General features: G+C 71.8%; 24 protein-coding genes. 14 read left to right on the top strand and 10 right to left on the bottom strand.

Annotation, left to right across the window (positions count from 1 at the left end):
* Positions 1-39 precede the first annotated feature (39 nt).
* Genes OIE47_RS32535 through OIE47_RS32545 form a run of 3 tightly spaced genes read left to right on the top strand, consistent with a single transcriptional unit; the run spans position 40 to position 4,216 of the window.
* Positions 40-1,593 carry a dynamin family protein gene (locus OIE47_RS32535; RefSeq protein ID WP_326558358.1) on the top strand — a complete coding sequence of 518 codons (1,554 nt, stop codon included), beginning with the start codon at positions 40-42 and terminating at the stop codon, positions 1,591-1,593.
* Positions 1,590-3,458, top strand: a complete 1,869-nt coding sequence (locus OIE47_RS32540) for a dynamin family protein (protein WP_326558359.1) — start codon at positions 1,590-1,592, stop codon at positions 3,456-3,458. The genes OIE47_RS32535 and OIE47_RS32540 overlap by 4 nt, the downstream gene beginning before the upstream one ends.
* A 5-nt stretch (positions 3,459-3,463) precedes the next feature.
* The gene (locus OIE47_RS32545) at positions 3,464-4,216 is read left to right on the top strand and encodes a hypothetical protein (RefSeq protein ID WP_326558360.1); all 753 of its coding nucleotides are present in this window, start codon (positions 3,464-3,466) and stop codon (positions 4,214-4,216) included.
* Between the two features lie 22 nt (positions 4,217-4,238).
* Here OIE47_RS32545 and OIE47_RS32550 read toward each other — a convergent pair whose 3' ends face one another.
* Both OIE47_RS32550 and OIE47_RS32555 read right to left on the bottom strand, forming a co-directional pair.
* Entirely contained in the window at positions 4,239-4,778 is a 540-nt protein-coding gene (locus OIE47_RS32550) for a hypothetical protein (protein WP_326558361.1), read from the bottom strand.
* A gap of 103 nt (positions 4,779-4,881) precedes the next feature.
* Positions 4,882-5,640, bottom strand: a complete 759-nt coding sequence (locus OIE47_RS32555; protein ID WP_326558362.1) for a class I SAM-dependent methyltransferase — start codon at positions 5,638-5,640, stop codon at positions 4,882-4,884.
* A 120-nt stretch (positions 5,641-5,760) separates the two neighbouring features.
* Between OIE47_RS32555 and OIE47_RS32560 the strand changes: the two genes are divergently transcribed.
* From OIE47_RS32560 to OIE47_RS32570, 3 genes are all read left to right on the top strand, one after another.
* Entirely contained in the window at positions 5,761-6,540 is a 780-nt protein-coding gene (locus OIE47_RS32560; RefSeq protein ID WP_326558363.1) for a glycerophosphodiester phosphodiesterase, read from the top strand.
* A gap of 43 nt (positions 6,541-6,583) precedes the next feature.
* A complete protein-coding gene (locus tag OIE47_RS32565; protein ID WP_326558364.1) occupies positions 6,584-7,969 on the top strand; it encodes an MFS transporter in 1,386 nt (461 codons plus the stop codon).
* Positions 7,970-8,033: 64 nt separating this feature from the next.
* On the top strand, positions 8,034-8,750 hold the full coding sequence (locus tag OIE47_RS32570; RefSeq protein WP_442792017.1) for a thymidine kinase: 717 nt from the start codon (positions 8,034-8,036) through the stop codon (positions 8,748-8,750).
* Positions 8,751-8,765: 15 nt separating this feature from the next.
* Here the strand turns inward: OIE47_RS32570 and OIE47_RS32575 are convergent, their stop codons facing one another.
* On the bottom strand, positions 8,766-9,221 hold the full coding sequence (locus OIE47_RS32575; RefSeq protein WP_326558365.1) for an Rv0361 family membrane protein: 456 nt from the start codon (positions 9,219-9,221) through the stop codon (positions 8,766-8,768).
* Between the two features lie 64 nt (positions 9,222-9,285).
* Here OIE47_RS32575 and OIE47_RS32580 point away from each other — a divergent pair, with 64 nt between their 5' ends.
* Entirely contained in the window at positions 9,286-9,654 is a 369-nt protein-coding gene (locus OIE47_RS32580; RefSeq protein ID WP_326558366.1) for a GntR family transcriptional regulator, read from the top strand.
* Here OIE47_RS32580 and OIE47_RS32585 read toward each other — a convergent pair.
* Positions 9,644-10,471, bottom strand: a complete 828-nt coding sequence (locus OIE47_RS32585) for a hypothetical protein (RefSeq protein WP_326558367.1) — start codon at positions 10,469-10,471, stop codon at positions 9,644-9,646. The genes OIE47_RS32580 and OIE47_RS32585 overlap by 11 nt on opposite strands.
* A 225-nt stretch (positions 10,472-10,696) precedes the next feature.
* Between OIE47_RS32585 and OIE47_RS32590 the strand changes: the two genes are divergently transcribed.
* Positions 10,697-12,403 (top strand): acyl-CoA dehydrogenase family protein, encoded by a 1,707-nt coding sequence (locus tag OIE47_RS32590; RefSeq protein ID WP_326558368.1) that lies wholly within the window; start codon positions 10,697-10,699, stop codon positions 12,401-12,403.
* 163 nt (positions 12,404-12,566) lie between these two features.
* Positions 12,567-13,769, top strand: coding sequence for an outer membrane protein assembly factor BamB family protein (locus OIE47_RS32595; RefSeq protein ID WP_326558369.1), 1,203 nt, complete (start codon positions 12,567-12,569; stop codon positions 13,767-13,769).
* Between the two features lie 5 nt (positions 13,770-13,774).
* Here OIE47_RS32595 and OIE47_RS32600 read toward each other — a convergent pair whose 3' ends face one another.
* Both OIE47_RS32600 and soxR read right to left on the bottom strand, forming a co-directional pair.
* Positions 13,775-14,782, bottom strand: a complete 1,008-nt coding sequence (locus OIE47_RS32600) for a tyrosine-type recombinase/integrase (RefSeq protein ID WP_326558370.1) — start codon at positions 14,780-14,782, stop codon at positions 13,775-13,777.
* 78 nt (positions 14,783-14,860) lie between these two features.
* Positions 14,861-15,397 (bottom strand): redox-sensitive transcriptional activator SoxR, encoded by a 537-nt coding sequence (gene soxR / locus OIE47_RS32605; protein WP_326558371.1) that lies wholly within the window; start codon positions 15,395-15,397, stop codon positions 14,861-14,863.
* A 107-nt stretch (positions 15,398-15,504) separates the two neighbouring features.
* On the opposite strand from soxR, the gene OIE47_RS32610 reads away from it, so the two are divergent.
* The 3 genes from OIE47_RS32610 (at position 15,505) to OIE47_RS32620 (ending at position 17,517) form a co-directional block, all read left to right on the top strand.
* Complete coding sequence (locus OIE47_RS32610; RefSeq protein WP_326558372.1) at positions 15,505-16,113, top strand: NADPH-dependent FMN reductase; 609 nt, start codon at positions 15,505-15,507, stop codon at positions 16,111-16,113.
* Positions 16,114-16,192: 79 nt separating this feature from the next.
* Complete coding sequence (locus tag OIE47_RS32615) at positions 16,193-16,693, top strand: ArsR/SmtB family transcription factor (RefSeq protein WP_326558373.1); 501 nt, start codon at positions 16,193-16,195, stop codon at positions 16,691-16,693.
* 26 nt (positions 16,694-16,719) lie between these two features.
* A complete protein-coding gene (locus OIE47_RS32620; protein WP_326558374.1) occupies positions 16,720-17,517 on the top strand; it encodes a M23 family metallopeptidase in 798 nt (265 codons plus the stop codon).
* A 54-nt stretch (positions 17,518-17,571) separates the two neighbouring features.
* Here OIE47_RS32620 and OIE47_RS32625 read toward each other — a convergent pair whose 3' ends face one another.
* The 4 genes from OIE47_RS32625 to OIE47_RS32640 form a co-directional block, all read right to left on the bottom strand.
* Positions 17,572-18,033, bottom strand: coding sequence for an SRPBCC family protein (locus OIE47_RS32625; RefSeq protein ID WP_326558375.1), 462 nt, complete (start codon positions 18,031-18,033; stop codon positions 17,572-17,574).
* Positions 18,030-18,401 carry an ArsR/SmtB family transcription factor gene (locus OIE47_RS32630; RefSeq protein WP_326558376.1) on the bottom strand — a complete coding sequence of 124 codons (372 nt, stop codon included), beginning with the start codon at positions 18,399-18,401 and terminating at the stop codon, positions 18,030-18,032. The genes OIE47_RS32625 and OIE47_RS32630 overlap by 4 nt, the downstream gene beginning before the upstream one ends.
* Positions 18,402-18,479: 78 nt before the next feature.
* A complete protein-coding gene (locus OIE47_RS32635; protein ID WP_326558377.1) occupies positions 18,480-19,541 on the bottom strand; it encodes a hypothetical protein in 1,062 nt (353 codons plus the stop codon).
* 28 nt (positions 19,542-19,569) lie between these two features.
* On the bottom strand, positions 19,570-20,034 hold the full coding sequence (locus OIE47_RS32640; RefSeq protein ID WP_326558378.1) for a MarR family winged helix-turn-helix transcriptional regulator: 465 nt from the start codon (positions 20,032-20,034) through the stop codon (positions 19,570-19,572).
* A gap of 155 nt (positions 20,035-20,189) precedes the next feature.
* On the opposite strand from OIE47_RS32640, the gene OIE47_RS32645 reads away from it, so the two are divergent.
* Together OIE47_RS32645 and OIE47_RS32650 are read left to right on the top strand one after the other, a co-directional pair.
* Positions 20,190-21,275, top strand: a complete 1,086-nt coding sequence (locus OIE47_RS32645; protein WP_326558379.1) for an epoxide hydrolase — start codon at positions 20,190-20,192, stop codon at positions 21,273-21,275.
* A gap of 282 nt (positions 21,276-21,557) precedes the next feature.
* Entirely contained in the window at positions 21,558-23,150 is a 1,593-nt protein-coding gene (locus OIE47_RS32650) for a hypothetical protein (RefSeq protein WP_326558380.1), read from the top strand.
* Positions 23,151-23,178: the final 28 nt, after the last annotated feature.

A 23,178-nucleotide genomic window follows, 5' to 3' on the forward strand; every position in this document is an offset into this window, starting at 1 on the left:
CATGCCATTGTCGCCGACCGTACCGCCGGCTGACGAGTCATGGGGTCAGGTCCGCTCGGTGCCCGCGTCGCCGCGCTCTGCGACGAGGTGGGGCCCCGGCTCGGTGTTTCCCTGCAGGGACAGGTGTTCGGCGTACGGCGGCGGCTCGACGAACCGTTGCGGGTGGCGATCGCCGGCCGGCTCAAAGCCGGAAAGTCGACACTTGTCAACGCGCTCATCGGCCGCCGGGTCGCGCCGACCGAGGTCGGTGAGTGCACCAGGGTCGTCACCCAGTTCCGCTACGGCACCGCCGACCGGGTCGACGTGGTCCGCCGCGACGGCTCCCGTACCAGCCTGCCGTTGGACGAAGCCGGCATGATCCCGTCCCGGCTCGGGGTGCCGCGCGCCGAGATCGGTTACGTCGACGTGACGCTGACCAGCGACCACCTGCGGGACCTGACCGTGGTCGACACCCCCGGCCTGGCCTCGACGAACACCTCCGTCAGCGACGGGGCCAACCGGTTCCTGCACACCGACGCCGCCCCCTTCGACGACGACATCGACGACGACTCGACCGGGGCGATCTCCGGCGCCGAGGCGATCGTCTACGTGTTCACCCAGGCCGTACGCGACGACGACGTGCGGGCCCTGGCCGCGTTCCGTTCGGTCTCGGCCCGGCTGGCCAGCAACCCGATCAACTCCCTCGGCCTGTTCAACAAGGTGGACAAACTCGTCGGCGGGACCGGTGACCCGTGGCCGGTCGCCGGGCCGCTCGCCGCCGACCAGGCCCGGGTGCTGCGCCGGGTGGTGTCCGACGTGGTCCCGGTGGTGGGACTGCTGGCCGAGACCACCGAAGCCGGGCGGCTGACCGCCGCCGACTGCGAGGCCCTGCGTACGCTGTCGCGGCTGCCCGCGACCGAACGGCTCATCCTGCTCGCCTCGGTCGACCTGTTCACCACCCGCGACTGCGCCGTGCCACCGGCGCAACGGGAGCGGCTGCTGCGGCTGCTGGACCTGTACGGCATCGGGTTCGCCCTCGCCCAGCTCGCCGCCGTACCGGACCTGGCCAGCGGTGACCTAGTCCGGGCCCTGTTCCGGGCGTCCGGCCTGCCGCGCCTGCGTTACACCCTCGACCAGGCGTTCCGGTGGCGTACCGACGCGATCAAGGCCGGCTGGGCACTGTCCGCGCTGGAGAAGATCGCCAGCCACGCCACCTCGGCCGCCGACCGGGAACTGCTCCGCGACGGCATCGAACGGGTCCTGCAACAGCCCGACTACCACCGGCTGCGGCTGCTGGAGGTCGCCCAGCTCGTCGGGACCGGCACGGTCGAGCTGCCCGAACCGATGGAGCGGGAGCTGAACCGGCTGGCGCTGTCCACCGATCCGGAGTGGATCCTCGACCGCCCCGGCGCCGGGGCACCGGAGTTGGCCGAGGCGGCGCTCGCGGCCGCGAGCCGGTGGCGGGTGTACGCGGTCGCCGGATCCGGCCCGGCCCAGTCCCGGGTGGCGCTGGTCGTACACCGGGGTTTCTATCTACTCTCGCAACGGATCCGCGCCGGTACGCCACCACAGCCCGTACCTCCCGCGGTCGGCTACGAAGGGCGGGCACGGTGACGGCGGCGGCGGAGGCAAAACCCGAGGCGCTGGGCAAACTGCTGGCCGGGGCGGTGCAGACGTCGCTCGCGTACCTGCGCAAAGCCGACCCGGACGCGGCCGCCGAGGTGGACACCGCCCTGCGCCGGGAGGTGACCCGGCCGGCGATCGTTGTCGTCGGTGAAACGAAACGCGGCAAGAGTTCACTGGTCAACGCGCTCATCGGGGCGACCGGTCTGTCGCCGGTCGACGTGGCCGTGGCGACCAGCACCTACCTGGAGTTCGTGCCGGCGGCCGACGCGGGTGCCCGAGCCTTCCTGCCCGGCCGCACGGAACCGGTCGAACTCGGCCTGGCCGACCTGCGCAACTGGGGCACCGCCGGCGGGATCCTGCCGGACGGGACACGCCCGCCCCGGCGGATCGAGGTACGGCACCCGGCGCCGCTGCTGGAGCACCTGAGTCTGGTCGACACCCCGGGCACCGGGGGGCTGGACCCGGTCCACGCCGAGATCGCCCTGGACGCGGTCGAACGGGCCACCGCGCTGCTGTTCGTCGTGGACGCCTCCGCCCCGTTCGGCAAACCCGAACTCGACTTCCTCATCGAGGCCAGCAAACGGGTCAACCTGGTGGTGTTCGCGTTGACGAAAACCGACGCGTACCCGGGTTGGCGGACCATCTGGGCGGACAACCGGGCCCAGTTGCAGGCACACGCCGCCCGGTTCGGTGCCGCCGCCTGGTTTCCCGTCTCCGCCCGGCTGGCCGAACTCGCCCTGACCCTGCCACCGGAGGCGGCCACCGAACTGCTGCGCGAATCCCGGATCGGCGAACTGCAACACGCCCTGGTCGACCTGGCCGGCAAGAGACACCTGCTGGACCGGGCGAACGCACTCCGTACGGTCCGCAGTGAACTGGTCCGGCTGGACCTCGGCATCGGCGCCCGGCTCAGCGCCACCGACCCCGAACCGGCGGACGTGACCCGGGCCAAGGACGAACGAGCCGCCCTGGCCGCCCGCAAACGCACCGAGTCACGGCAGTGGTCGCTGGCGCTGAGCACCGAAACCCAGCGGGCCCGGGTCGAGGTGACCGGCCTGCTGCGCGGCTACCTGGCTGCGTTGCAGGAGGAACTGCTCAACACCATAGACAACGGTCGGGGTGAGGAGATCAAAAACCTGCCGGGGAAGGTCGACGAGTCCCTCCAGGCGCTGTCCGTACGCCTGTCACGGGACCTGGAGTCCCGGTTCGCCAAGGTCGCGCAGCGGGCCCTGGCGCAGGTGTTCGCGCCGCACGAGTTGCAGTTCGTGCTGCGCCGGCTCAACGCCACCCTGCGGCACGCGCTGGCCAGCAAGCCCCGGCGCGACGGCGGCGGCGCAGACAACGTCATGATCGCGATGTCGGCCGGTGGGATGGCGTTCATGGCCGGGCGGGGGGCGATGGCCGGTGCCTCGGCCCTGGGCGCCGGGACCCTCATCGGCGGCGGCCTGCTGGTGCCGTTCGCCGGTCTCGGGCTCGGCCTGGCCGCGGGGGCGTTCATCCTCTACCGGCGGCGGGTGCAGTCCGACCGGCAGCAGGCCCGGGTGTGGCTGCGGGAGGTGCTCGCCGAGGCCCGCGCCGCACTCTCCGACGAGGTCACCCACCGGTTCACCGACCTGCAGTACGCGCTGACCCTCGCCCTCGACGACGCGATCGAACGGCGGCTGCGGGAACTCGACGCGCACATCGCGGAGATCGACAAGGCGATGGCCGAGGACAAGTCGACCCGGGCCAGGCGTCGTACCGTGTTGCAGGCAGAACGGGAGACGCTGCGGGCCCGGATCAAGCAGGTTGACGAGGTACTTTCCCGGACCCGGATGTTGTCGCCGGTGCCGGCCACCGACGGGCGGGGGTGACCAGGATGGGCGACCACTGGGAAGGGTGGATCGACGACGGGCCGGACTTCGGGGCCGAGCCCGGCGGGGACCCGGCCGGGGCGACGGACTTCGCCGCCGACGACGGCTACCCGATCGAGGGGTTGGGCCCGGCCGACGACCACACCGGCGGCGGCGGGGCCGGTGAGGAGGACCTCGACGGCACCGCGTCGGACACCGGGCCGATCGGGTACGGCGACGAGCCCTTCACCGCCGACACCGACTACCCGGCCGAGACCCGATTCGGCCCCGCCGACCCCGACACCGGATCCGGTTCCCCCGACTACGACACCGGGTTCGGTTCCGCCGACCCCGCACCGGACGCCGACGCGGGGCTGGGGCCGGCGGATGACGCCGACACTAGAGCGCAGGCGCCGGTCGACGATGACGCCCGGGTCGGCTTCGGAGCCGCCGGGGCGCCGGTGGGCGCCGACCCCGACCTCGACCCGTACGGCGACACCGACTCCTGGCCGCAGCCGGTGTTCCCGGAGGCGTTCGACGCCGGAGCCGTACCGGAACCGGTCGACGGCTTCCCCTGGGCCGACCCGACCGCCCTGGGCGACGCCGACACGGCACCGGACCCGGCAACCGCGTGGACCGGCGCACCGGAGCCCACGGAACTGGCCGGTTACACGGCCGAGGAGGTGGCGCCGGGGGAAGACCCGTGGACCGCGCTCGCCGCCTCCGACGATCCGGCGACCAGCGCCCTGGCCCGCTTCTGGGGGACGCAGGCGGGCTGACCCGGGCGTCACCCGGCCGCGCTCACCGTTGCTTCTCCCGGACCGTCCGCCACGGCAGGCCGGAGATCGCCTCGACCACCCCGACCTGCGGCTGACCGCACCCGTCCAGGGGCAGCGCCGGGCGGATCGCGGTGCCGTCGGCGGCGACGAGAGCAACGTACGGGGACACCCGCAACGCCAGCAGGCACACGTCGGCCCGCTGCGTCGCCCAGGGAGTGGCCAGGGCGGTGAGGAGCCCGTCGAGTCCGGGGCCGTCGACGCGCTCCTCCCGTACCACGGTCGGGCCCGCAGGTTCCGGGGTGACGACGGTGCAGCGCAGTGCGGCGACCGCGACGAAGTCCGCCGGGACGTTGCCCGCCGGACCCGGCTCGAACGTCAGCCCCGGCAACGCGGACCCGTTCACCGGCGCCGGGCAGTTCGCCGGGACGACAACCGGTGCCGTCGGGGTCGGGTACGGCGACACACCCGCACCGCCCGAGCCGCACCCGGCGAGCACCGCCACGAGCACGAGCGACGCGGTGACGGCGGGCGCCGGGCGCGGGCCGACTCGAACGATCCTCACGAACCGTTCGACGGCGTGAACCGACGCCCGGTTCCCGTCGGCGCGTTGACCGCACCCGTGCGGGCCACCGGCAGCGGCACGCGGGTCCGTGGACTCAGCGGACTCAGCGGACCCCGGCCACGGCCGCGTCCCTGGCACCCCGCCAGACCAGGCCGGTCTGGGTGAACCCGGCCGCGCGCAGCGCGTCGAGGTGCCACGACATCGGCGGGGTCCACTCCGTGGCATGCCGGTCGGCGAACACCTCGCGCCGCTGTTCGAGCAACGGCCCCAGCACCGGATCCTTCGCCACGTGCTCCCACCACGCCTCCCACGACAGCACCGCGCCGGCCGCGTAGCGCGCCTGACGGCGGGCCCGGGCCAGGTCACCGAGCCTGATCGTCAGGTCCGCCAGGCCGTCGTCGGGCATCGTGTCGACGTTGACGAAGACTCCGCCGGGGCGCAGCACCTGCCGGATCTCGGCGTAGAGCGCGCCGAGACGCTCCCGGGGCAGCCAGTGCAGCGCGGTCGCGGTCAGCACGGCGTCGTACTCCTGGCGGGGCAGGCCGGTCGCCCAGTCCGGGGAACGCAGGTCGGCGGCGACCACGGTGGACCGCTGGTCCAGGGACTCCCGGGCGATCGTCATCAGGACCGGGTCCACGTCGAGCAGCGTGGTGGTCGCGTACGGGAACCGGCGCAGCACCCGCAGCGAGATGCTGCCGGTGCCGCCGGCCAGGTCGAGTACCGCCGGTGCGGGCCCGTCCGCGGTCGCGGCAACGGTGTCGAGCAGCGCGGCGAAGCGTTCCTCCCGGTCGGGCAGGTACGCCTCCTGCTGACGGTCCCAACTCTCCTGCCAGGCCACCGGATCCAGTGCGTAAGGAGTCATAGGCAGTAGGGTAGTTACCGGTCCGGAGGTTGTCGAGCACGCCCCACCCCGGGACCCCGGCCAGCTTCCTCTCGTCCACCGGACACCCGACGGTCACCTCCGGCCGGCATACTGCGCTGCGTGAGAGCGCACTTCGCCTACCTGGACGCACCGACGCCGCTGGCCTTCGCGCACCGGGGCGGCGCGGCCGAGGGCGACGAGAACACCGCCGAGGCGTTCAGCCGCGCGATCGAACTCGGCTACCGGTACGTCGAGACGGACGTACACGGCACCTCGGACGGGGTGGCCGTCGTCTTCCACGACTCGACCCTGGAGCGGCTCACCGGTGAACGCGGCCGCATCTCCACCCTGACCTGGGCCGACCTGACCAGCGTACGGATCGGCGGGGCGGCTGCCGTACCGCGACTGGACGACGTGCTCGGCAGCTGGCCGCAGGTCCGGTTCAACATCGACGTGAAGGCCGACGGAGGCATCGAGCCGACGATCGCCTCCGTACGCCGTACCGCCGCGCAGGACCGGGTGCTGCTCGCCTCGTTCAGCGACGCCCGACTCACCCGACTGCGGGCCCTGGCCGGGCCGACGGTGGCGACCTCGCTCGGCATGCGCGGGGTGGCCCGGCTGCGGCTGGCCTCGTTGACCGGCAGACGGCTGGTACTGCCCCCGTCGGTGGTCGCCGCCCAGGTGCCGGTCCGCTACGGGCGGATCCCGGTGGTCGACCGACGGTTCGTCCGCTACGCCCACAGCCTGGGACTTCAGGTACATGTCTGGACGATCGACGAATCCACCGAGATGCACGAGTTACTCGACCTCGGTGTGGATGGCATCATGACCGATCGCGTGGACGTGCTGCGCGACACGTACCTCAGCCGCGGTCACTGGCCCGCCGACCGAACCCCCTAGGTCGGACCGGACCCGCCGCCCGAGCACCGTCGAAGGACCACCGATGGCCGAAACCGTCTCCGTCCCCGTGACCAGCGCGCCGCCGCCCAGCACCCGCCGGGAACGGACCGGCTGGTACTTCTACGACTGGGCGATGTCGGCGTTCTCCACCACGGTCATCACCGTGTTCCTCGGCCCCTTCCTGACCACGGTCACCGAACTGGCCGCCGGCTGCGAACTCGGCGCGGACGCCTGCGACGGCGACGTGCACCCGTTCGGGATCACGATCGCGGCCGGGTCGTACTTCCCGTACCTGGTGTCGCTGTCGGTGTTCCTGACCGTGTTCGTGCTCCCGGTGATGGGCGCGGTGGCGGACCGGTCGGCGCACAAGAAACGGCTCCTGGCCGGGGCGGCGTTCATCGGCGCGCTCGCCACCATCGGGATGGTCTTCGTCACCGGCGACCGATACCTGCTCGGCGGCGCCCTGTTCCTGGTCGCGAACATCGCCTTCGGCGCCAGCGTGGTGGTCTACAACTCGTTCCTGCCGCAGCTCGGCGGCCCCGACGACCGGGACGGGATCTCCAGCCGGGGCTGGGCGCTGGGCTACCTCGGCGGTGGACTCCTGCTGGCCCTGAACCTGGTCGTGGTGACGATGTTCAGCGTGGAGGGTGACCACCAGCGCACCCTGGACCTGGCCCGGTGGTCGATCGTCTCGGCCGGCGTGTGGTGGGCCCTGTTCACCCTGGTGCCGCTGCGCTGGCTGCGGGAACGCCCGGCGGCCGAGGCCAGCACCGGCGGCAACCTGCTCACCGACGGGTTCCGGCAGCTCGTCCGGACCGTACGCGGACTCAAGGCGTACCCGTTGACATTGTTCTTCCTGCTCGCGTTCCTGGTCTTCAACGACGGCATCCAGACCGTGATCGCCCTGGCCAGCCAGTACGGCACCGAGGAACTGCGGCTGGAGCAGACCACCCTGATCGTGACCATCCTGCTGGTGCAGTTCCTCGCGTTCGGCGGGGCGCTGCTGCTCGGCGCGCTGGCCAAGCGGATCGGCGCCTGGAAGACGGTGCTGCTCAGCCTGGTGCTGTGGACCGTGGTGATCCTGGCCGCGTTCCGGCTCCCCGCCGAGGCGCCGGTGCCGTTCATGATCCTCGGTGCCGGCATCGGTCTGGTGCTCGGCGGCAGCCAGGCACTGAGCCGGTCCCTGTTCAGCCAGCTCATCCCGGCCGGCAAGGAGGGCGAGTACTACGGCTTCTACGAAATCAGCGACAAGGGCACCAGTTGGCTCGGGCCGCTCGCGTTCGGTGTGGTGTTCCAACTCACCAACAGCTACCGGGTGGGGTTGGTCTCGCTACTGATCTTCTTCGTGGTCGGCTTCGTGCTCCTGCTCGCGGTGCCGATCCGGCGCGCCATCGTGGCGGCGGGAAACACGCCGCCACGGGTGCTGTGAGGCACGCGGGTCGCGGCTCGGACGGGCGGGGCCCGGGGTTGACCATGCGTTAGGCTGCCCGACCGTGACCGACGACGCCGCGACCTCCTCCGCCCCCCTGGTGTACTCGCCATCCGGCGGACCCGACGCCCCGCAGCACCACACGGCGCGGCCGGCCCGCGACGGTCGGCCGCTGCACGCCGCCGCGCTGAAGTTCTTCTGGGGACCGATGGACTGTGGCAAGTCGACCATGGCCCTGCAGATGAACTACAACCACGCCCGGCAGGGACGGCGGGGCCTGGTCACCACCCGGATCGACCGCTCGCTCGGCCCGCAGGTCACCACCCGGATCGGGCTCGCCCACGAGGCGATCGAGGTCACCGAGGACCTGGACCTGCGCGCCCTGGTCCGGGGCCGGCGCGCCGAGGGCCTCAAGGTCGACTACCTGATCTGCGACGAGGCCTGCTTCTACACCGTCGAGCACGTCGAACAGATGGCCGAACTCGTCGACGACTACGACGTGGACGTGTTCGCCTTCGGTCTGGCCTCCGACTTCCGCTCCTGTCTGTTCCCGGCGGCGCAGCGGCTGTTCGAACTCGCCGACGAGGTGGCCCGCATCCAGGTCGAGGTGCTCTGCTGGTGCGGGCGGGAGGGGCTGCTCAACGCGCGGATCGTCAACGGCGCGGTGGCCCGGGAGGGACAGCAGGTGGTGATCGGCGACACCGTGGTCAGCGCCGAGGTGCGTTACCAGGTGCTCTGCCGCCGGCACCACCGTACCGGCGACCTCGGCCCGCGCGGCTGACCTCGGCGTACGGGCTCAGAACGGGTCACCGCAGACCTGCCAACCGTCGTCGGAGTCGACCACCGGCAGTTGGTGGTTGTCCACCGCCCCGCTCGTGCGGGTCAGCGCGACCGTCACCGTGGCGCTCTGCCGTCCGTCCTTGCTGGCGATCTTGACGTCCTCGATCGCGTACCGGCTGATCGTCGGCGGGGTCTCGATCCGCGACGCGAACCTCGGCAGGCTCCACTGCTTGCGGGTTGCCGCGCAGAGCCGGTCGTACGCACCCGCGTGGTCACCGGCGGTGACCTTGTCGAGGAAGGTGCCGGCCGCTCGTTTCGCCGGACCGGTCGCCTGCCGGACTGCCTGGAAGTTCCAGGCGGCCAGTCCGGCCGCGCCGACGCAGCACACGAAGAGCGTCAGCCCGACCACGACCAGCGCCCCGCGCAACCCCCGCCGGGGCCGGATCCGGGACCGCGCGATCTCGTACGCCATGCCTAGGACGGTAGATACCCTCCGGCGCCGCCGCAGGAACTCCCGTTGCTACCCTCGGCGAATCGTGTTCATCGAACTGGACCCGCACTCGCCGGTCCCACCGTACGAGCAGGTCCGGGCGCGGATCGCCGCCCTGGCCAGCGACGGTGAGCTGACCGCGGGCACCCGGCTACCGGCCGTACGGCAGCTCGCCGAGGAACTCGGCCTGGCCGCCAACACCGTCGCCCGCGCCTACCGGGAACTGGAGCAGGCCGGGCTGGTCCAGACCCGTGGCCGGCACGGCACGGTGATCACCGCCAGGGCGGCTCGGGTGCCGGCCGAGGCGCAACTGCTCGCCCAGCGCTACGCCGAACAGAGCCGCCGGCTCGGCGTACCGCCCGCGCAGGCGTTGGCGCTGGTCCGGGCGGCCCTGGACCTGCCGGTCAACGACTGAGCAGGTCCCGGATCGACGCGCGCATGCTCGCCACGAAGGCGGTACGGGTTTCCTCGTCGACCAGGTCCAACGACAGGTACGGGTTGAGGTCCTCCAGTTCGACCAGCAGCAGTCCCCCGTCGGCGGTACGGCACCCGTCGACGCGCTGGATGCCGTGGCTGAGGCCGTTCCAGTCGACGAACCGGTGGGCGAAGTCCCGGTCGGCGGGGGTCGGGTCGTAGCGCCGGAGCAGCCAGCGCTGGTCCGGGTCGGGGGCGTGCAGGGCGTACTGCAACTCGTGGTCGACGAAGTAGAACGACACCTCGTACCAGAAATCGATCTTCGGTTGGGCCAGCAAACCGTCGAACTCGACCCGGTCGAGCTGCTCGCGCGACACCGTCCGCAGCCCGATCGAGTCCGCACCGGCGGCGGGCTTGACCACGTACTCGGCCGCTTCCGGCAGCCGGTGCAGGTCGGCGTACCGGTCGACGGTCGGGATCACCGGATACCCCGCGAGCGTCAGGTCGACCAGGTACTGCTTGCCGACCATGTCGGCCCGGCCGGTCAGCGGGTTGTAGACCCTGGTGCCCCGGGACAGGGCGGCGGACCGGAACGCGGCGTACTCGGCCTGGTACTGCATCACCGGGCCGCTGTTGCGGACCACCACCGCGTCGAAGTCGTCCATCAGCGCGGTCGCCTGCAACGGGTGGCACAGGGCGACGGTGAAGTCCGCGCGCAGCCGCCCCGACAGGAAGATGTCCTCGTCGCAGTACCTGCGCCCGCGTGCCTGGTAGCCGAGGTCGGTGACGTACAGGATGGCGGGTGCTGGGGACGGCATCGGGCTCCTCGGGCCGGGCGGGGGGTCGCGGGCGGGATTCTGCCGTACGCCCGAGGGCGCGCCGGCGCCACCGTCACCGCGATGATCACGACAGCCCGTACGGGAGGGCGCCGCTCCACCGGGTGGTAATAGATTGTTGACATTCGGTGGCCTGTTGCCGCCGTTCGGTGTGGTCTACGGTCAGCGCATCCCGCCAACCACCCCCGATCGGCGGAGGAGCAGACGATGGGCCGCTACGTGCAACCGGTGACCGCGCCGGGTGATCCCTACACCGAAGACCGCCTGCTGCGCTCCTGGTTGGACCGGCAACTGGGGCTCGCCGGACACGCCGCCGCCAAGGGCCGACTCACCGCGCTCGCGGCCGACGTCACCGGGCCGCTGCGGGCCGCGCACGCCGACGCCGAAGCCCACCCACCCACACTGGTGCGCTACGACCCGTGGGGAGCCAGGATCGACCGGATCGACACCTCCGCCGGCTGGCAGACCCAGCGGGCCGCCGCCGCCCGGCACGCCGTGGTCGCCCTGCCCTACCTGGCGCAGGCCCGTGGCGAATGGGGCGCGGCGGCGCGGGTGGTCCAGCACGCCCTGCTGCACCTGTACGGTCCCGAGTCGGCCACGTTCTCCTGCCCGGTCGCGATGAGCGACGGCGCGGCGGCCCTGCTGAACCGACCCGAGGTCGACCCGGCGGTACGCGACGCCTGGCTGCCCCGGTTGACCTCGACCGACCCCGCGCACGCGATCACCAGCGGGCAGTGGATGACCGAGTCGCAGGGCGGTTCCGACCTGGCCCGCTCCTCCACCACGGGCCGGCCCGCCAGCGACGGCTCCTGGCGGCTGACCGGCGAGAAGTGGTTCTGTTCCGCCGCCGACTCGGCGATGGCGGTGGCACTGGCCCGCCCCGACGGGAAGGTACGCGGCAGCCGGGTCCTGGCCCCGTTCCTGGTGCCCCGCTACGCCGTCGACTCACCGCTGGCCGGCGTCGGCGCCGACCCGGGATACCCGGCACCCGGCGTGACCGTGCACCGGCTCAAGGACAAGCTCGGCACCCGGGCACTGCCCACGGCCGAGATCGGGTTGCACAACGCGTACGCGCTCCCGCTGGGCGACCCGGAACAACCGGGCCTGACCCGGGCGATGACCCTGGTCGTGGTGACCCGGCTGCACAACGCCGCCGCGGCGGCCGGCGGTATGCGCCGTGGCCTGGCCTACGCCCGCGCGTACGCCGACACCCGGCAGGTGGCCGGCGGGCTGCTCGCCACCTCCCCGCTGCACCGGGCCACCCTGGGCACCCTCGCGGTCGACGCCGCCGGTGCGTTCGCCCTGGCCGGACACGCGTTCTTCCTGCTCGGCCGGGTGGAGGTGGGTTCCGACCCGGCAGCCGCCGCCGAACTGCGGATCGTGGCCCCGCTGGCCAAGCTCGCCACCGGCCGGCTCGCGGTCGCCTCGGCCGCCGAGTACGTGGAGAGCTTCGGCGGCGCCGGCTACGTCGAGGACACCGGGGTGCCCCGCCTGCTGCGCGACGCCCAGGTGCTGCCGATCTGGGAGGGCACCACCAACGTCTTGGCGCTCGACGTGCTGCGCGCCACCGTACGGGAGGACGCCGCCCTGCCGCTGTTGCGCCGCCTCGACCTGGCCACGGACATCGCCCGCAGGCTGAACCCGGCCCTCGCCGACGCGCTCGCCACGTCGGCCCGGCGTCTGCGTACCACCGTCGCGGAGGTGACCGCCGACCCTGACGCGGTGGCCGTCGTCGCCGGCGCACGCGGGTTCGCCCTGCGGCTGGCGTACGCGTTGGCCGCCGCCGTACTGGTCGAGCAGGCCGCCGGCGGCGACGAACTCGCCGAGGTCGCCGCCCGACTCTGGGCGCGGCGTTGGCTGCGCGGGGAGGAGATCGCCGCCGACGCCCACCACTACCTGGACGTGCTCTGCTAGCACAACCGGCGGGCGGGACGCCAGGCGACACGCGGGTGGTGCCGGTGCGTCGACCGTCGATCGGGCCGGACCGGCAGCCGGGGGCCGTGGTGGTGGCTACGCTCGACCGGTAACCGGACGACTCTCCGGGTAGGGGCGGCAACGCCGGCAAGCGGGAGATGTGATGGACACGCACCCGGCGGTGCTGATCGAACTCGGCACCGAACGCGGGATCCCGGAGCAGGACCGGCCGACGTCCGTACGTGCCCGCCGGGTCGCGGTCCGGTGGCCGGTGCTCTGCCTGACCGCGCTGCTGGTCCTGCTGTCGGTGACCGCGGCGCAGCCGCTCGCGCGGGACCTGCGCCGCACCGGCGAGTTGCCGATCGCCGCCCGGGCCTCGTTCTTCCTCGCCGGGGACCTGCTCCTGGTCGCCGACCCGACCAGCACGCCGATGACACTGTCCGGATACGACCTGCCCGGCGGGCGGCGGCTCTGGCAGGTCCCGGCCGCCACTGCGGCGTCCTTCGCCGCGGACCTCGTCGGTGACCTGGTGCTGGTCGCCGAGGTGGACAGCCTGGGCCGCCGGATCTCCACCACCGCCCGGTCGGCACGCACCGGCCAGGTCCGGTGGCAGCGCCCCGGCCTGCTGCTGGTGGGCGCCGACTCCGCCACCGGGGTCGCGATCTCCGAGGTACGCAGCGCGTCCGGCGCCGGCCGCCGGATCGAGGGGACGATCGAAGCCGTCGACCTGGCAACCGGGCGGATCCGGTGGACGGTGCCGGTGCCGTCGACGGCGGTCGGCGAACTGGTGCCCGGCGGCCCGGACCGGCTGCTCGTGGTGCACGACAGCGGCGCGGTGAACCTGCACGACCTGCGCACGGGCGCGGTGGTCGGTGAGGGACGCCTGCCACCGGCGGACTACGCGCCGGACAACCCGGTGATCGTCGGTGACCGGCTGATCCTGCGGCATCCGACCAGCGGCGGCGAGTCCGCGATCAGCGGTTACGACCTGTCCGACCTCGGTCTGCGGTGGAGCCGACCGGTCCAGCGGGTCAGCGGCGGCCTGCGCGAGTGCGCGGGACTGGTCTGCCTGGAGGACTGGCGGCAGGTGGTCGCGCTCGACCCGGTCACCGGCGCCCCGCTCTGGACCGGCGGCACGCACCGGGGGTGGGGGCGGCTGCCGTGGGGCATCGGCACCGGCGCCCGGGTGCTGCTGCGTCCCTCCCCCGATCGGCCGCTGGTCGCGGTGGAGGAAGGCGCGGCTCTGCGCATCCTCGGCGCCCTACCCGAACGGGTGTCGGACTGCCGGGCCGGCGACGTGGACCTGGTGTGCCGTACCGACAGCACCCGGCTGGGGTTGTGGCGGATGTCCGTACCCGACCGGTGACCCTCTCAGGCCGGGTCCGCCGGTTGGCGTCGGGCGCGGGCGGCCCAGATCGCGTACGCCGGATCCCGGTCGAGGTTGTGCCGGTCACGGTCGTAGCGGCGAGTGGTACGCGGATCCGCATGCCCCATCGCGTCCTGGACGTCCTCCAGCGGCACCCCCTCGGAGCGTGCCGTGGTGGCGAACGCGTGCCGCAGCGAGTGCGGGGAGAGCTTCGCCCAGGCCGGGATGCCCGCGAGTCGGGCCAGCCGGCGTACCAGGCGGAACACGGCGTGCCGGTCGAGTCGCCCACCGGTTCCGGTCACCAGCAGCGGCCCGGCGAGTTGCTCGACCGGAACCCGCTCGGCCGCCGCCCGGGTCCGCAGGTACGCGTCGACCGCGAACGCCGTACCCGGGGTGAGAGCCCGTCGCCGGGCCCGGCCTCCCTTGCCGATGAACCGGATGCTTCGGTGTCCGCGCTCGTACCCGAGGTCGCTGAGGTCCAGCGACACCAGTTCACCGACCCGTAGCCCGAGGTCGGCCAGGAACGCCAGCGCGACCCGGTTGCGGGCAGCGGTCGGGCCGGTGTCGGTCTCCGCCGCGGCGAGCAGCGCGTCCACCTCGTCCGGGGTCATGCCGACGGTGGCGGAGTGGTCCCGGCTGACCCGGGGGCGGTCGGCGCCGGAGACCGGGTTCGCCTCGACCGCCCGCAACCGAACCAGGAAGTCGTACCAGCTCGACAGTGCCGACAGCTTGCGGGCCACGGTCGCCGGGGTGAGCGGGCGACCGCTTCGGGGGTCCACGGTCGACTCCAGGTCGCGCGCGTAGGAGTTGACGTCGAGGAAGGTCACCCGCAGCGGGTCGAGGTCCCGTCCGGTGCACCAGCCGAGCCAACCGGTGATGTCCCGCCGGTACGCCGCCCGGGTGTGCTCGGAGAGCCGGCGGTTGCGCAACCACGCCTCGGTGAAGTCGAGCGGGCCGGTGGCCAGGGCGGCGCGGGCCGACGGACGCTGAGCGGGTGCGGCGGTGCGAGGCATGTGAAAAAGTTTCTCAGCCGGGTGGGTGTCCTCGTCCGAGGCGCGCCCTACCCAATCCAGATCGCCGTCCTGTCCGCGTCAGGGTCGGTCGGTCGCGCCGGCCGGGGCCAGGCAGGCGGACGATCCGTCGACGGGCGATTCGCACCCGGTGCCGGCCACCGCACCACCTGCTCCGAGCAGCCGTCGTGGCCCCGGCCCCTCCGCACCCATCCGGTCGTACGGGTTGACCAGCGGGCAGCGGTCCAGGGAGAGGCAGCCGCACCCGATGCAGTCGGTGAACTCGTTGCGCAACTGCTGGAGGTGACGCATCCGTCGGTCCAGTTCGTCCTGCCAGCACAGGGCCAGCCGCGCCCAGTCCTCCCGGGTGGGCGTACGGCTGCCGGGCAGCACGGCCAGCACCTCGGCGACCTTCGCCAGCGGGATGCCGACGCGCTGGGCGATCCGGATCAGCGCGACCCGACGCAGCGTGTCCCGCCGGTACCGACGCTGGTTTCCGGCCGTACGGCGACTGGTGATGAGGTTCTGCCGCTCGAAGAAGTGCAGTGCCGACACGCTCACACCGCTGCGGGCGGCGAGTTCGCCGACGGTGAGTTCACCGGCGATGGATTCACCCATGGTCGTGCCCCTTCCTTCCGTCGGCCTTGACCTTAACAAATGTTGAGGTCCTACCGTCCATCTTGTCGTCGACCGACGGCAGGACAGCGATCGAGGGAATGACACAGATGAACGTTGACGCGGCAATCACCTCCTCCCGGCCGCCGCTGCGGGTGGCGGTCATCATCGGCAGCAACCGGGAAGGCCGGTTCGGGCCGACCGCGGCCCGGTGGTTCGCCTCCCACGCGGAGCTTCGCGACGACCTGACCGTCGACCTCGTCGACCTGGCGGAAACTCCGCTGCCGACCGCGCTCACCAACAACCCGACGGCCGAACTGGCAGAGGTGCTGGGTGGCCTGACCAAGCGTCTCGACCTGGCCGACGCGTTTGTGGTGGTCACACCGGAGTACAACCACAGCTACCCGGCCTCGCTCAAGGCCGCGATCGACTGGCACTTCACCCAGTGGCAGGCCAAACCGGTCGGATTCGTCTCCTACGGCGGACTGTCCGGGGGACTGCGCGCGGTGGAGCACCTGCGGCAGGTCTTCGCCGAACTGCACGCCGTCACGGTGCGCGAGACGGTCAGTTTCCACGGCGCGTGGGCGCGGTTCGGCCCCGACGGTCAACCGAAGGATCCGGAAGCCTGCACCGCGGCGGCCACCGCCATGCTCGACCAGCTCCTCTGGTGGGGCGAGGCGCTGCGCGACGCCCGTACCCGTTCCCCCTACGCCGGTTGACCACTTCGGATGGGTCGGGGCCCGTATCGGGACCCGACCCATCTACCGATCTTTTACGTAAGTACGTAAACTCGAACCCATGGAGATCGAGGAGCGTGTCGCGGAGCTGGAACGTCGACTCGCCGCGCTCGAACGGACCGACCACCCCGCCACCCGTGTGGTGGAGGGCGACCTCTGGGCCCTCGACGGGCTCACCGCGATGCTCGCCGAGCACGACATCGCGCACGGCGGGGTGCTGTTCACCGGCAAGGTCCAGCTACCCACCGACGAGCACTACGCGTGGCAGTACGCCCGCCCGACCGACGCGCTGCTCGACGAGGACTGGTCGCAGGCCGCCGAGTCGTTTGCCGCGCTCGGCCATCCCGTGCGGATGCGCCTGCTGCACGAGATCCTCGGCGGCCGCCGCACAGCCGCCGAACTGGCCGCCCTCGAAGACCTCGGCACCACCGGCCAGATCTACCACCACCTGCGACAACTGACCGCCACCGGCTGGCTGCACACCGCCGCCCGGGGCCGCTACGAAGTGCCGCCCGGTCGGGTCGTGCCACTGCTGGTGATGCTGGCCGCCGCCCGACCGTGACCTCACACCGGGACAGGAGACGTACCGTGCGCAAGCTGTCGATGATCCTCTACCGCTGCTGCTGGGTGGCGTTCCTCGCGTTGCTCGTGGCCGGGTACTACCTCGACTTCTCCTGGCTCTGGGGCTGGCTACCGCTGGGCCTGGCCTTCGCGCTGCAACTCGCCGCGAACCGGCAACCCGCCGTCGCCGACGCCCGGCCCGTGGTCGAGGTCGACCCACCGGTCACCGGCCGCTGGTCCGCGCTCAACAGTCCCGCCGACCGGGTGCCCAGCCACGGCACCCGCGGCTACGGGCAGGCGTACGCGATCGACATCGTGGCCGAACCGGAGGACACCGCCCGACCCCGCTTCGGTTGGTGGCCGTTCGTACGCGGAAACCGGCACTTCCCGGCCTTCGGCACCCCGATCCTGGCCGTCGCGGACGCCACCGTCCTGTCCGCGGTCGACCACCACCGCGACCACCTCAGTCGCAACTCGTACCCGGCGCTGCTCTACCTGTTGGTCGAGTCGATCCTGCGGGACCTCTCCGGCCCGGGGCGGGTGTTCGGCAACCACGTCATCCTCGACCTCGGCGACGGCACCTACGCCGCGTACGCCCACCTGCGGCGTGACTCGCTCACGGTGCGCGCCGGGGACCGGGTCCACAGCGGTCATCTCCTGGCGCGGTGCGGGAACTCGGGCAACACCACCGAACCGCATCTGCACTTCCAGCTCATGGACGACCCGGATCTGGACGTCGCCCGTGGAGTGCCGTTCACCTGGCGCGGGATCGGCGTACCGGGCAACGGCGAGGTCTTCACCGTGGCGCAGACCGCGAACACGTGACCCGAACGCCCCCGCACCGCCTCCCCCGAAGAGGCGGTACGGGGGTGGACCGGATCAGGACCCGAGCAGGTTGTCGAGCTTGGTGAACGAGCTGTTCCAACCCTCGCGGGCCATGCCCTCGACCTCCTCGGTGTACGGACCCTGCCGCAACACGATCCGGGTCTTGTCGCCCTCGTCGTGAAACTCGAGCCGCATGTACATCGCGACGGGCTCCGCCTCGCCCGGTGTGGGGTCCCATTCCTCGGCACCGACCAGCAACTCGTTCTCGATCACCTCGGTGAACCGGGCGTCGACCGGCGAGGTCATGTTCGGGTCGTCGTCGCTGACCATCACCATCCGCTGGTGTCCACCCGTGCGGGCGTCGATGTCGATGGTGTCGCGCGGCACCGAGAAGCCCACCGGGCCGAACCACTGCGCGATCTGGTCGGGGTCGACGAACGCCTGGTAGACCAGTTCGCGGGGCGCGTCGAAGATCCGGGTGATGACCAGTTCCTTGTTGGCGACGGTGTTCGTCATGGTGCTTCCCCCTCGGGTGCGCGGTCGGTCTGCTGTGCCGACCGCTCTTGTTGGATGCGGCGCAGGTGCGCGTCGAGTCGATTGAAGTTGGCGTCCCAGAACTGCCGGTAGCGCTCCATCCATGCCGTCGCCTCCTGCAGGGGTTCGGCGTTCAGGCTGCTGGACCGCCATTGCGCCGCACGGCTGCGGGAGATGAGTCCGGCGTGCTCGAGCACCTTCAGGTGTCGCGAGATCGCCGGAAGGCTGATGGAGAACGGCTCGGCAAGCTCCGAGACGGTGGCGTCGCCCTCCGCGAGGCGGGTCAGGATCGCCCGCCGAGTGGGGTCCGCCAGCGCCGCGAAGATCACGCTGAGCCGGTCACTCGCCATGTTATTTAACCTCATTGATAATTAACTGATGTGTTAAACGTAGAGCGTGAGCCGTTGCCCGTCAAGCGACTCGCCCCGCTACCGGGACCGGATGCCGGGGATCGTGGCCAGGATCGACTCGGTCGTGCGCCAGAGTTCCGGCAGGAAACCGAGGACCTCCGCGGTTCGGCGGCGCAGGTCCGCACCCGTGGTCAGGCCGAGATCGGCGACCAGCTCCTCGAACGCCGGGGCGAGCGCGTCCCGCAGCCCCGGAGGTGCGTCGACGGCGAGGATCCGGTGGCAGCGGGCGAAGGTCACGGCAATCCAGAAGACCGCCTCCCGGTGGTCGCCACGCTCGACAAGCGCCCGACTGCCGTCGATGGCGACCGGTCGGGCCGCGGTCGTGATGTCGGCACTGAAGAAGAACGGTGTACGGGACACCTCGGCGGTCGCGTCGAAGGTGTGGGCGAGCCGGCGCAGGTGGTACGCCACCCGGCCACCGGTCATCCGGGCGCACCCGAGCAGTTCCAGCAGGTCGGGATAACGATCGAGGTGGCCGTGGTCGGCGAGCACACCCCGGGCCGCCAGGTAACGCAGCCGTACGGTCGGATTGCGCAACGCCGCGACGAGCAGCACCTGCGTGGTCACGCTGGCGGGGAACATCCAGGCCAGCACCCGTTCGTGCAGCGGCGCCGACACGTCGACGGCAGCCAGTCCGGTCTCGATCCTGCGGCTGGCGTGCTCGCATCGGGCGCGTACCCAGGTGGGCTCGGCGAAGCTCGCCGACACCAGTGACCGCAGCCGGCCCAGAATCCCGGTGGGGTCGGCGATGATCGTGTCGGTACGGAAGCTGCTGGCCAGGTAGAACGTCGCCAGTACCCGCTCGGGCGGGTCGAACTCGTCCCGGGACAGGTGGGTGACCTCCAGCAGCACGCCACGATGACGAAACTTGCCCAGCTTGAGCGCGGGCGGTTCCCCCTCCATGACCACGACGACGTCGACGTCGGAGGTCGGCGGCAACTCGGCGTCGGCCGGCAGCCAGGTCGTCGAGCCGCTGAAGAAGGCCCCGACGAACCCGGCCTCGTCGCGAGCGTGCAGCGACACCCAGTCCGTGGCTACCGCCCGCGCCCACCCGACCCGCACACCACCATCGTCGGGCATCCACCCGAAGCCCGCGAGCGGGGCCGGATCAGCCGTCCGACCGCCGGTTGTGGTGGTCGAGGACCCGGGCCAACAGCCGGGCCAGTTGCGCACGCTCGTCCGGCGAGAGGGGAGCGAGCAGGTCGTCCTGGATCCGGGTCACCTGCTTGTCCAACAGCCGGAGCTGCCGTCGTCCGTCCGGGGTGATGGTGATGACGTTGCGTCGCCGATCGGTCGGGTCCGGTGCGCGCTCGACCAGGTGCCGTTCGGCGAGTTCGTTGATTGTGGCCACCATGTCGCTGAGATGAATGCCGCTGCGGCGGCCCAGCGCGGCCTGGCTCGCCGGGCCGTACTCGTCGAGCGTCGCGAGCAGGCGGTAGTGGTAGCCGCGGGCGTGTACGGCGGTGAAGCCCTCACTGACCAGACGGTGGGCGTGTGTGGCGGTCTGGGTCATCAGCCAGCTCGGCAGGGTGGTGAGCCGGGCCGGCGGCGCGTCGTCGGACGGCGTCTCCATGTGGGCAGCCTAACAAATTTCATTGGTGCGACTAACGGTACGACGCCGACCCGCCCGATTATCGTTAGTTACACCAACGTTAGTCCGCCGAACGATTCTCGCCGTGCCGATGGACGTAGGCCGGCGACGCAGAGCAGCAGGAGAGGAAAACGACCATGATCGAGCCCTTCCGCCTCGACATCCCACAGGCCGACCTGGACGACCTCGGCGCCCGGCTGACCCGTACCCGATGGCCCGACGAACTCCCCGACGTCGGCTGGGACTACGGCATTCCACTGCACCGGGTACGGGAGCTGGCCGAGCACTGGCGCACCGGGTACGACTGGCGCCGGCACGAGGCCGAACTGAACCGGTACCCGCAGTTCACCACCGAGATCGACGGGCAGAACATCCACTTCCTGCACGTACGCTCCACGGACCCGAAGGCGCTTCCGCTGATCCTGACCCACGGCTGGCCCGGTTCCATCGTGGAGTTTCTCGACGTGATCGGTCCGCTCTCCGAACAGTTCCACCTGGTCATCCCGTCGATTCCCGGCTTCGGCCTATCCGGTCCGACCCGGGAAACCGGCTGGGACGTACACCGGGTCGCCCGCGCGTGGGCGACCCTGATGCACCGACTCGGTTACCACCGGTACGGCGCCCAGGGCGGGGACTGGGGATCGGCTGTCTCCCGCGCCCTCGGTGCGATCGCCCCCGACCGGGTCGTCGGGGTGCACCTCAACTACCTGCCCACACCGCCACCCCCGGACGGCACGGGAGAGCAGCACCTGACCGATCGGGACCGCGACCGGCTGGCCCGGATCAAGCAGTTCGTGGCCCAACGCCCCGGCTACATGGTGCTGCAGGCCACCCGGCCGCAGACCCTGGCGTACGCGCTGACCGACTCCCCGGTCGGGCAACTCGCCTGGATCGCCGAGAAGTTCACCGAGTGGATCGACCCACGCTCCACGATCACCGACGATCGCATCCTCACCAACGTCATGCTCTACTGGCTCACCGGCACCGCCGGGTCCTCGGCGCGACTGACCCGGGAGAGCGCGTTCGGCGGCCCCCTGCCCTGCCCGCCGCCGGTGGGGGTGGCCGTCTTCGCCCACGACATCACCCTGTCCGTACGCCCTCTCGCGGAGCGGACGTACACCGTGACGCACTGGAGCGAGTTCGACCGGGGCGGACACTTCGCCGCACTCGAGGTGCCGGACCTGTTCGCCGCCGACGTACGCCTGTTCTTCGAAGGCAGGTGAGCCGACTCCCTAGTGGAGCCGACCCTGTGGGCGCAGTGATCGTCAGCATCCGTCGAGCCCCGCTGGAGCCGTCCCGACCCGTTCGAGAGCTTGTCGGCGCTGCCAGGTCGACAAGCTCTCGAACGGCGTCCATTGCGGACAGGCTCGGCGACGACGACGCGGTATGTGCGGGCGCCTCCGCTCGACGAGCCAGACCTCGCTAGGATCCGCACGGAAGAGCGGGAGGGTCGGATGCAACCGGACAGTCCATACCAGTTGATCGAGGCACTGGGGTCGTCTGAGGTGGGCACTGTCTGGTCGGCCCTCGACCAGGTGGGCAGACCCGTCACCGTGGTGATTCTCGATGCCCGGGTCGCGACCGACCAGCGGTGGCGGGAAGCCTTCGCCACCGCGGTGAACGCGTTGGCGAGTTCGCAGGCGGGCGGGGCCCGGGTCTTCTCCGCTGATTTCGCGGCTTCCGCCCCATGGGCTGCTTTCGCCGCGGACGACGGCCCCGGTGCGGAGCGGGTCTTGCTGGCACTCGGTGTGGAGTACCACCCCGTACCACCTGACCTGCACGATGACGTCCCGTCGCGGACCGGGAAGTCGGAGGTGGGACACCCGCAACCGGCGGCCACCGACGGCACCCCGACCGTTCCCCTCGGGCTGCCCGGTGCCGGCGGGAACCCGCGTCCCGATGTCGCTGTCGAGCAAACCTCCCCGGCCGAGTCCCCGCCGAGCGTCGAGGACGAGCCGCCGACAGAGGTCATGCCGCGGATCGACCCGTGGTCCACCCCGCCGCAGCAGGTGTCGCCACCACCGGCGGCACCCGCGCCCCCGCAGACGTACACCCCGCCAGCACAACCAGTGCCGCAGCCGATCTCGGTGCCGCCGCAGCCGACGTCGGGGCAACCGTACCCGGTATCGGGGCCGCCGCAGCCGACGTCCGGGCAGCCATATCCGGTGTCAGGACCACCACAGCCGACGTCCGCACAGCCATATCCGGTGTCGGGGCCACCGCAGCCGACGTCCGGGCAGCCGTACCCGGTGTCGGGACCGCCGCAGCCGACGTCGGGACAGCCGTACCCGGTGTCGGGACCGCCGCAGCCGACGTCGCCCGGGCCCATGCCACCGGCCGGCCCACTGCCGCCGGCCGGTCCCTATTCCTACGGGCCCGTTCACGCGGACGGGCGCCGCATCGCGGCGTCCGACGCTCCCCCGCCGACGCGTCGCCGCAACTCCCGGCTGCTCGCGATCGTCGCCGTCACCGTCGCCGTCCTTGCCGGCACCTTCATCGCCGTGCAGACCTGGCCGGAGAGCAAAGCACCGCTCAGCCAGCCGACCAGTGCTCCCCCGTCGACGCCGGTGCTGGCATCACCGCCCATCCGGCCGGGTCTGGAACCACCGAGACCGGGAAACTGGCCTGCGGGATGGCCGCAGTTCGACCAGACGAGCCGGGTCCAGACGCTCAAGCTCGACGGGCTCGGCTTCGACCTGACCGTGCCGTCGACCTGGGACTGCGTCCCGGACAGCAGCGCTCAGGGATTCGTCAGGTACAACTGCGGCACCACCCACGTCGACGGCGGACAGATCGGCGGCGAGCTGATCGTGCGCGACTGCCCCAAGCCCTGCGACGAGGCACGTCGGACCACGATGCGTCAGGCCGAGGAGGCGTGGGGCCAGCAGTGGCGCTACGGCGGCGAATACACCACGCTGGCCGAGACACTGAATCTCAACAACGAGCAGCGTTATGGCCTCGCCGTGATCGGCTACTGGCGGAGCGCGCCGGGTGGGACCGTCGACCGGCAGCTCGTACTTCGGATGGCCGCGCCGAAGGACTGGGTGGACGAGGTGCGCCGGGTTGCAAACGGCGTACGGACGGCTGCGGCCATCTAAACCCGACTGATCGCCGCACAGCCGACCG

The sequence above is a fragment of the Micromonospora sp. NBC_01796 genome (assembly GCF_035917455.1).
Classification (GTDB): Bacteria; Actinomycetota; Actinomycetes; order Mycobacteriales; family Micromonosporaceae; genus Micromonospora_G.

What these genes read in the sequence shown, in the direction of transcription:
- OIE47_RS32535 (WP_326558358.1), top strand. Translation starts at nt 40, where the DNA reads ATGGGGTCAGGTCCGCTCGGTGCCCGCGTCGCCGCGCTCTGCGACGAG.
- OIE47_RS32545 (WP_326558360.1), top strand. Translation starts at nt 3,464, where the DNA reads ATGGGCGACCACTGGGAAGGGTGGATCGACGACGGGCCGGACTTCGGG.
- OIE47_RS32555 (WP_326558362.1), bottom strand. Translation starts at nt 5,640, where the DNA reads ATGACTCCTTACGCACTGGATCCGGTGGCCTGGCAGGAGAGTTGGGAC.
- OIE47_RS32565 (WP_326558364.1), top strand. Translation starts at nt 6,584, where the DNA reads ATGGCCGAAACCGTCTCCGTCCCCGTGACCAGCGCGCCGCCGCCCAGC.
- OIE47_RS32575 (WP_326558365.1), bottom strand. Translation starts at nt 9,221, where the DNA reads ATGGCGTACGAGATCGCGCGGTCCCGGATCCGGCCCCGGCGGGGGTTG.
- OIE47_RS32585 (WP_326558367.1), bottom strand. Translation starts at nt 10,471, where the DNA reads ATGCCGTCCCCAGCACCCGCCATCCTGTACGTCACCGACCTCGGCTAC.
- OIE47_RS32590 (WP_326558368.1), top strand. Translation starts at nt 10,697, where the DNA reads ATGGGCCGCTACGTGCAACCGGTGACCGCGCCGGGTGATCCCTACACC.
- OIE47_RS32595 (WP_326558369.1), top strand. Translation starts at nt 12,567, where the DNA reads ATGGACACGCACCCGGCGGTGCTGATCGAACTCGGCACCGAACGCGGG.
- OIE47_RS32600 (WP_326558370.1), bottom strand. Translation starts at nt 14,782, where the DNA reads ATGCCTCGCACCGCCGCACCCGCTCAGCGTCCGTCGGCCCGCGCCGCC.
- soxR (WP_326558371.1), bottom strand. Translation starts at nt 15,397, where the DNA reads ATGGGTGAATCCATCGCCGGTGAACTCACCGTCGGCGAACTCGCCGCC.
- OIE47_RS32610 (WP_326558372.1), top strand. Translation starts at nt 15,505, where the DNA reads ATGAACGTTGACGCGGCAATCACCTCCTCCCGGCCGCCGCTGCGGGTG.
- OIE47_RS32615 (WP_326558373.1), top strand. Translation starts at nt 16,193, where the DNA reads ATGGAGATCGAGGAGCGTGTCGCGGAGCTGGAACGTCGACTCGCCGCG.
- OIE47_RS32625 (WP_326558375.1), bottom strand. Translation starts at nt 18,033, where the DNA reads ATGACGAACACCGTCGCCAACAAGGAACTGGTCATCACCCGGATCTTC.
- OIE47_RS32630 (WP_326558376.1), bottom strand. Translation starts at nt 18,401, where the DNA reads ATGGCGAGTGACCGGCTCAGCGTGATCTTCGCGGCGCTGGCGGACCCC.
- OIE47_RS32635 (WP_326558377.1), bottom strand. Translation starts at nt 19,541, where the DNA reads ATGCCCGACGATGGTGGTGTGCGGGTCGGGTGGGCGCGGGCGGTAGCC.
- OIE47_RS32640 (WP_326558378.1), bottom strand. Translation starts at nt 20,034, where the DNA reads ATGGAGACGCCGTCCGACGACGCGCCGCCGGCCCGGCTCACCACCCTG.
- OIE47_RS32645 (WP_326558379.1), top strand. Translation starts at nt 20,190, where the DNA reads ATGATCGAGCCCTTCCGCCTCGACATCCCACAGGCCGACCTGGACGAC.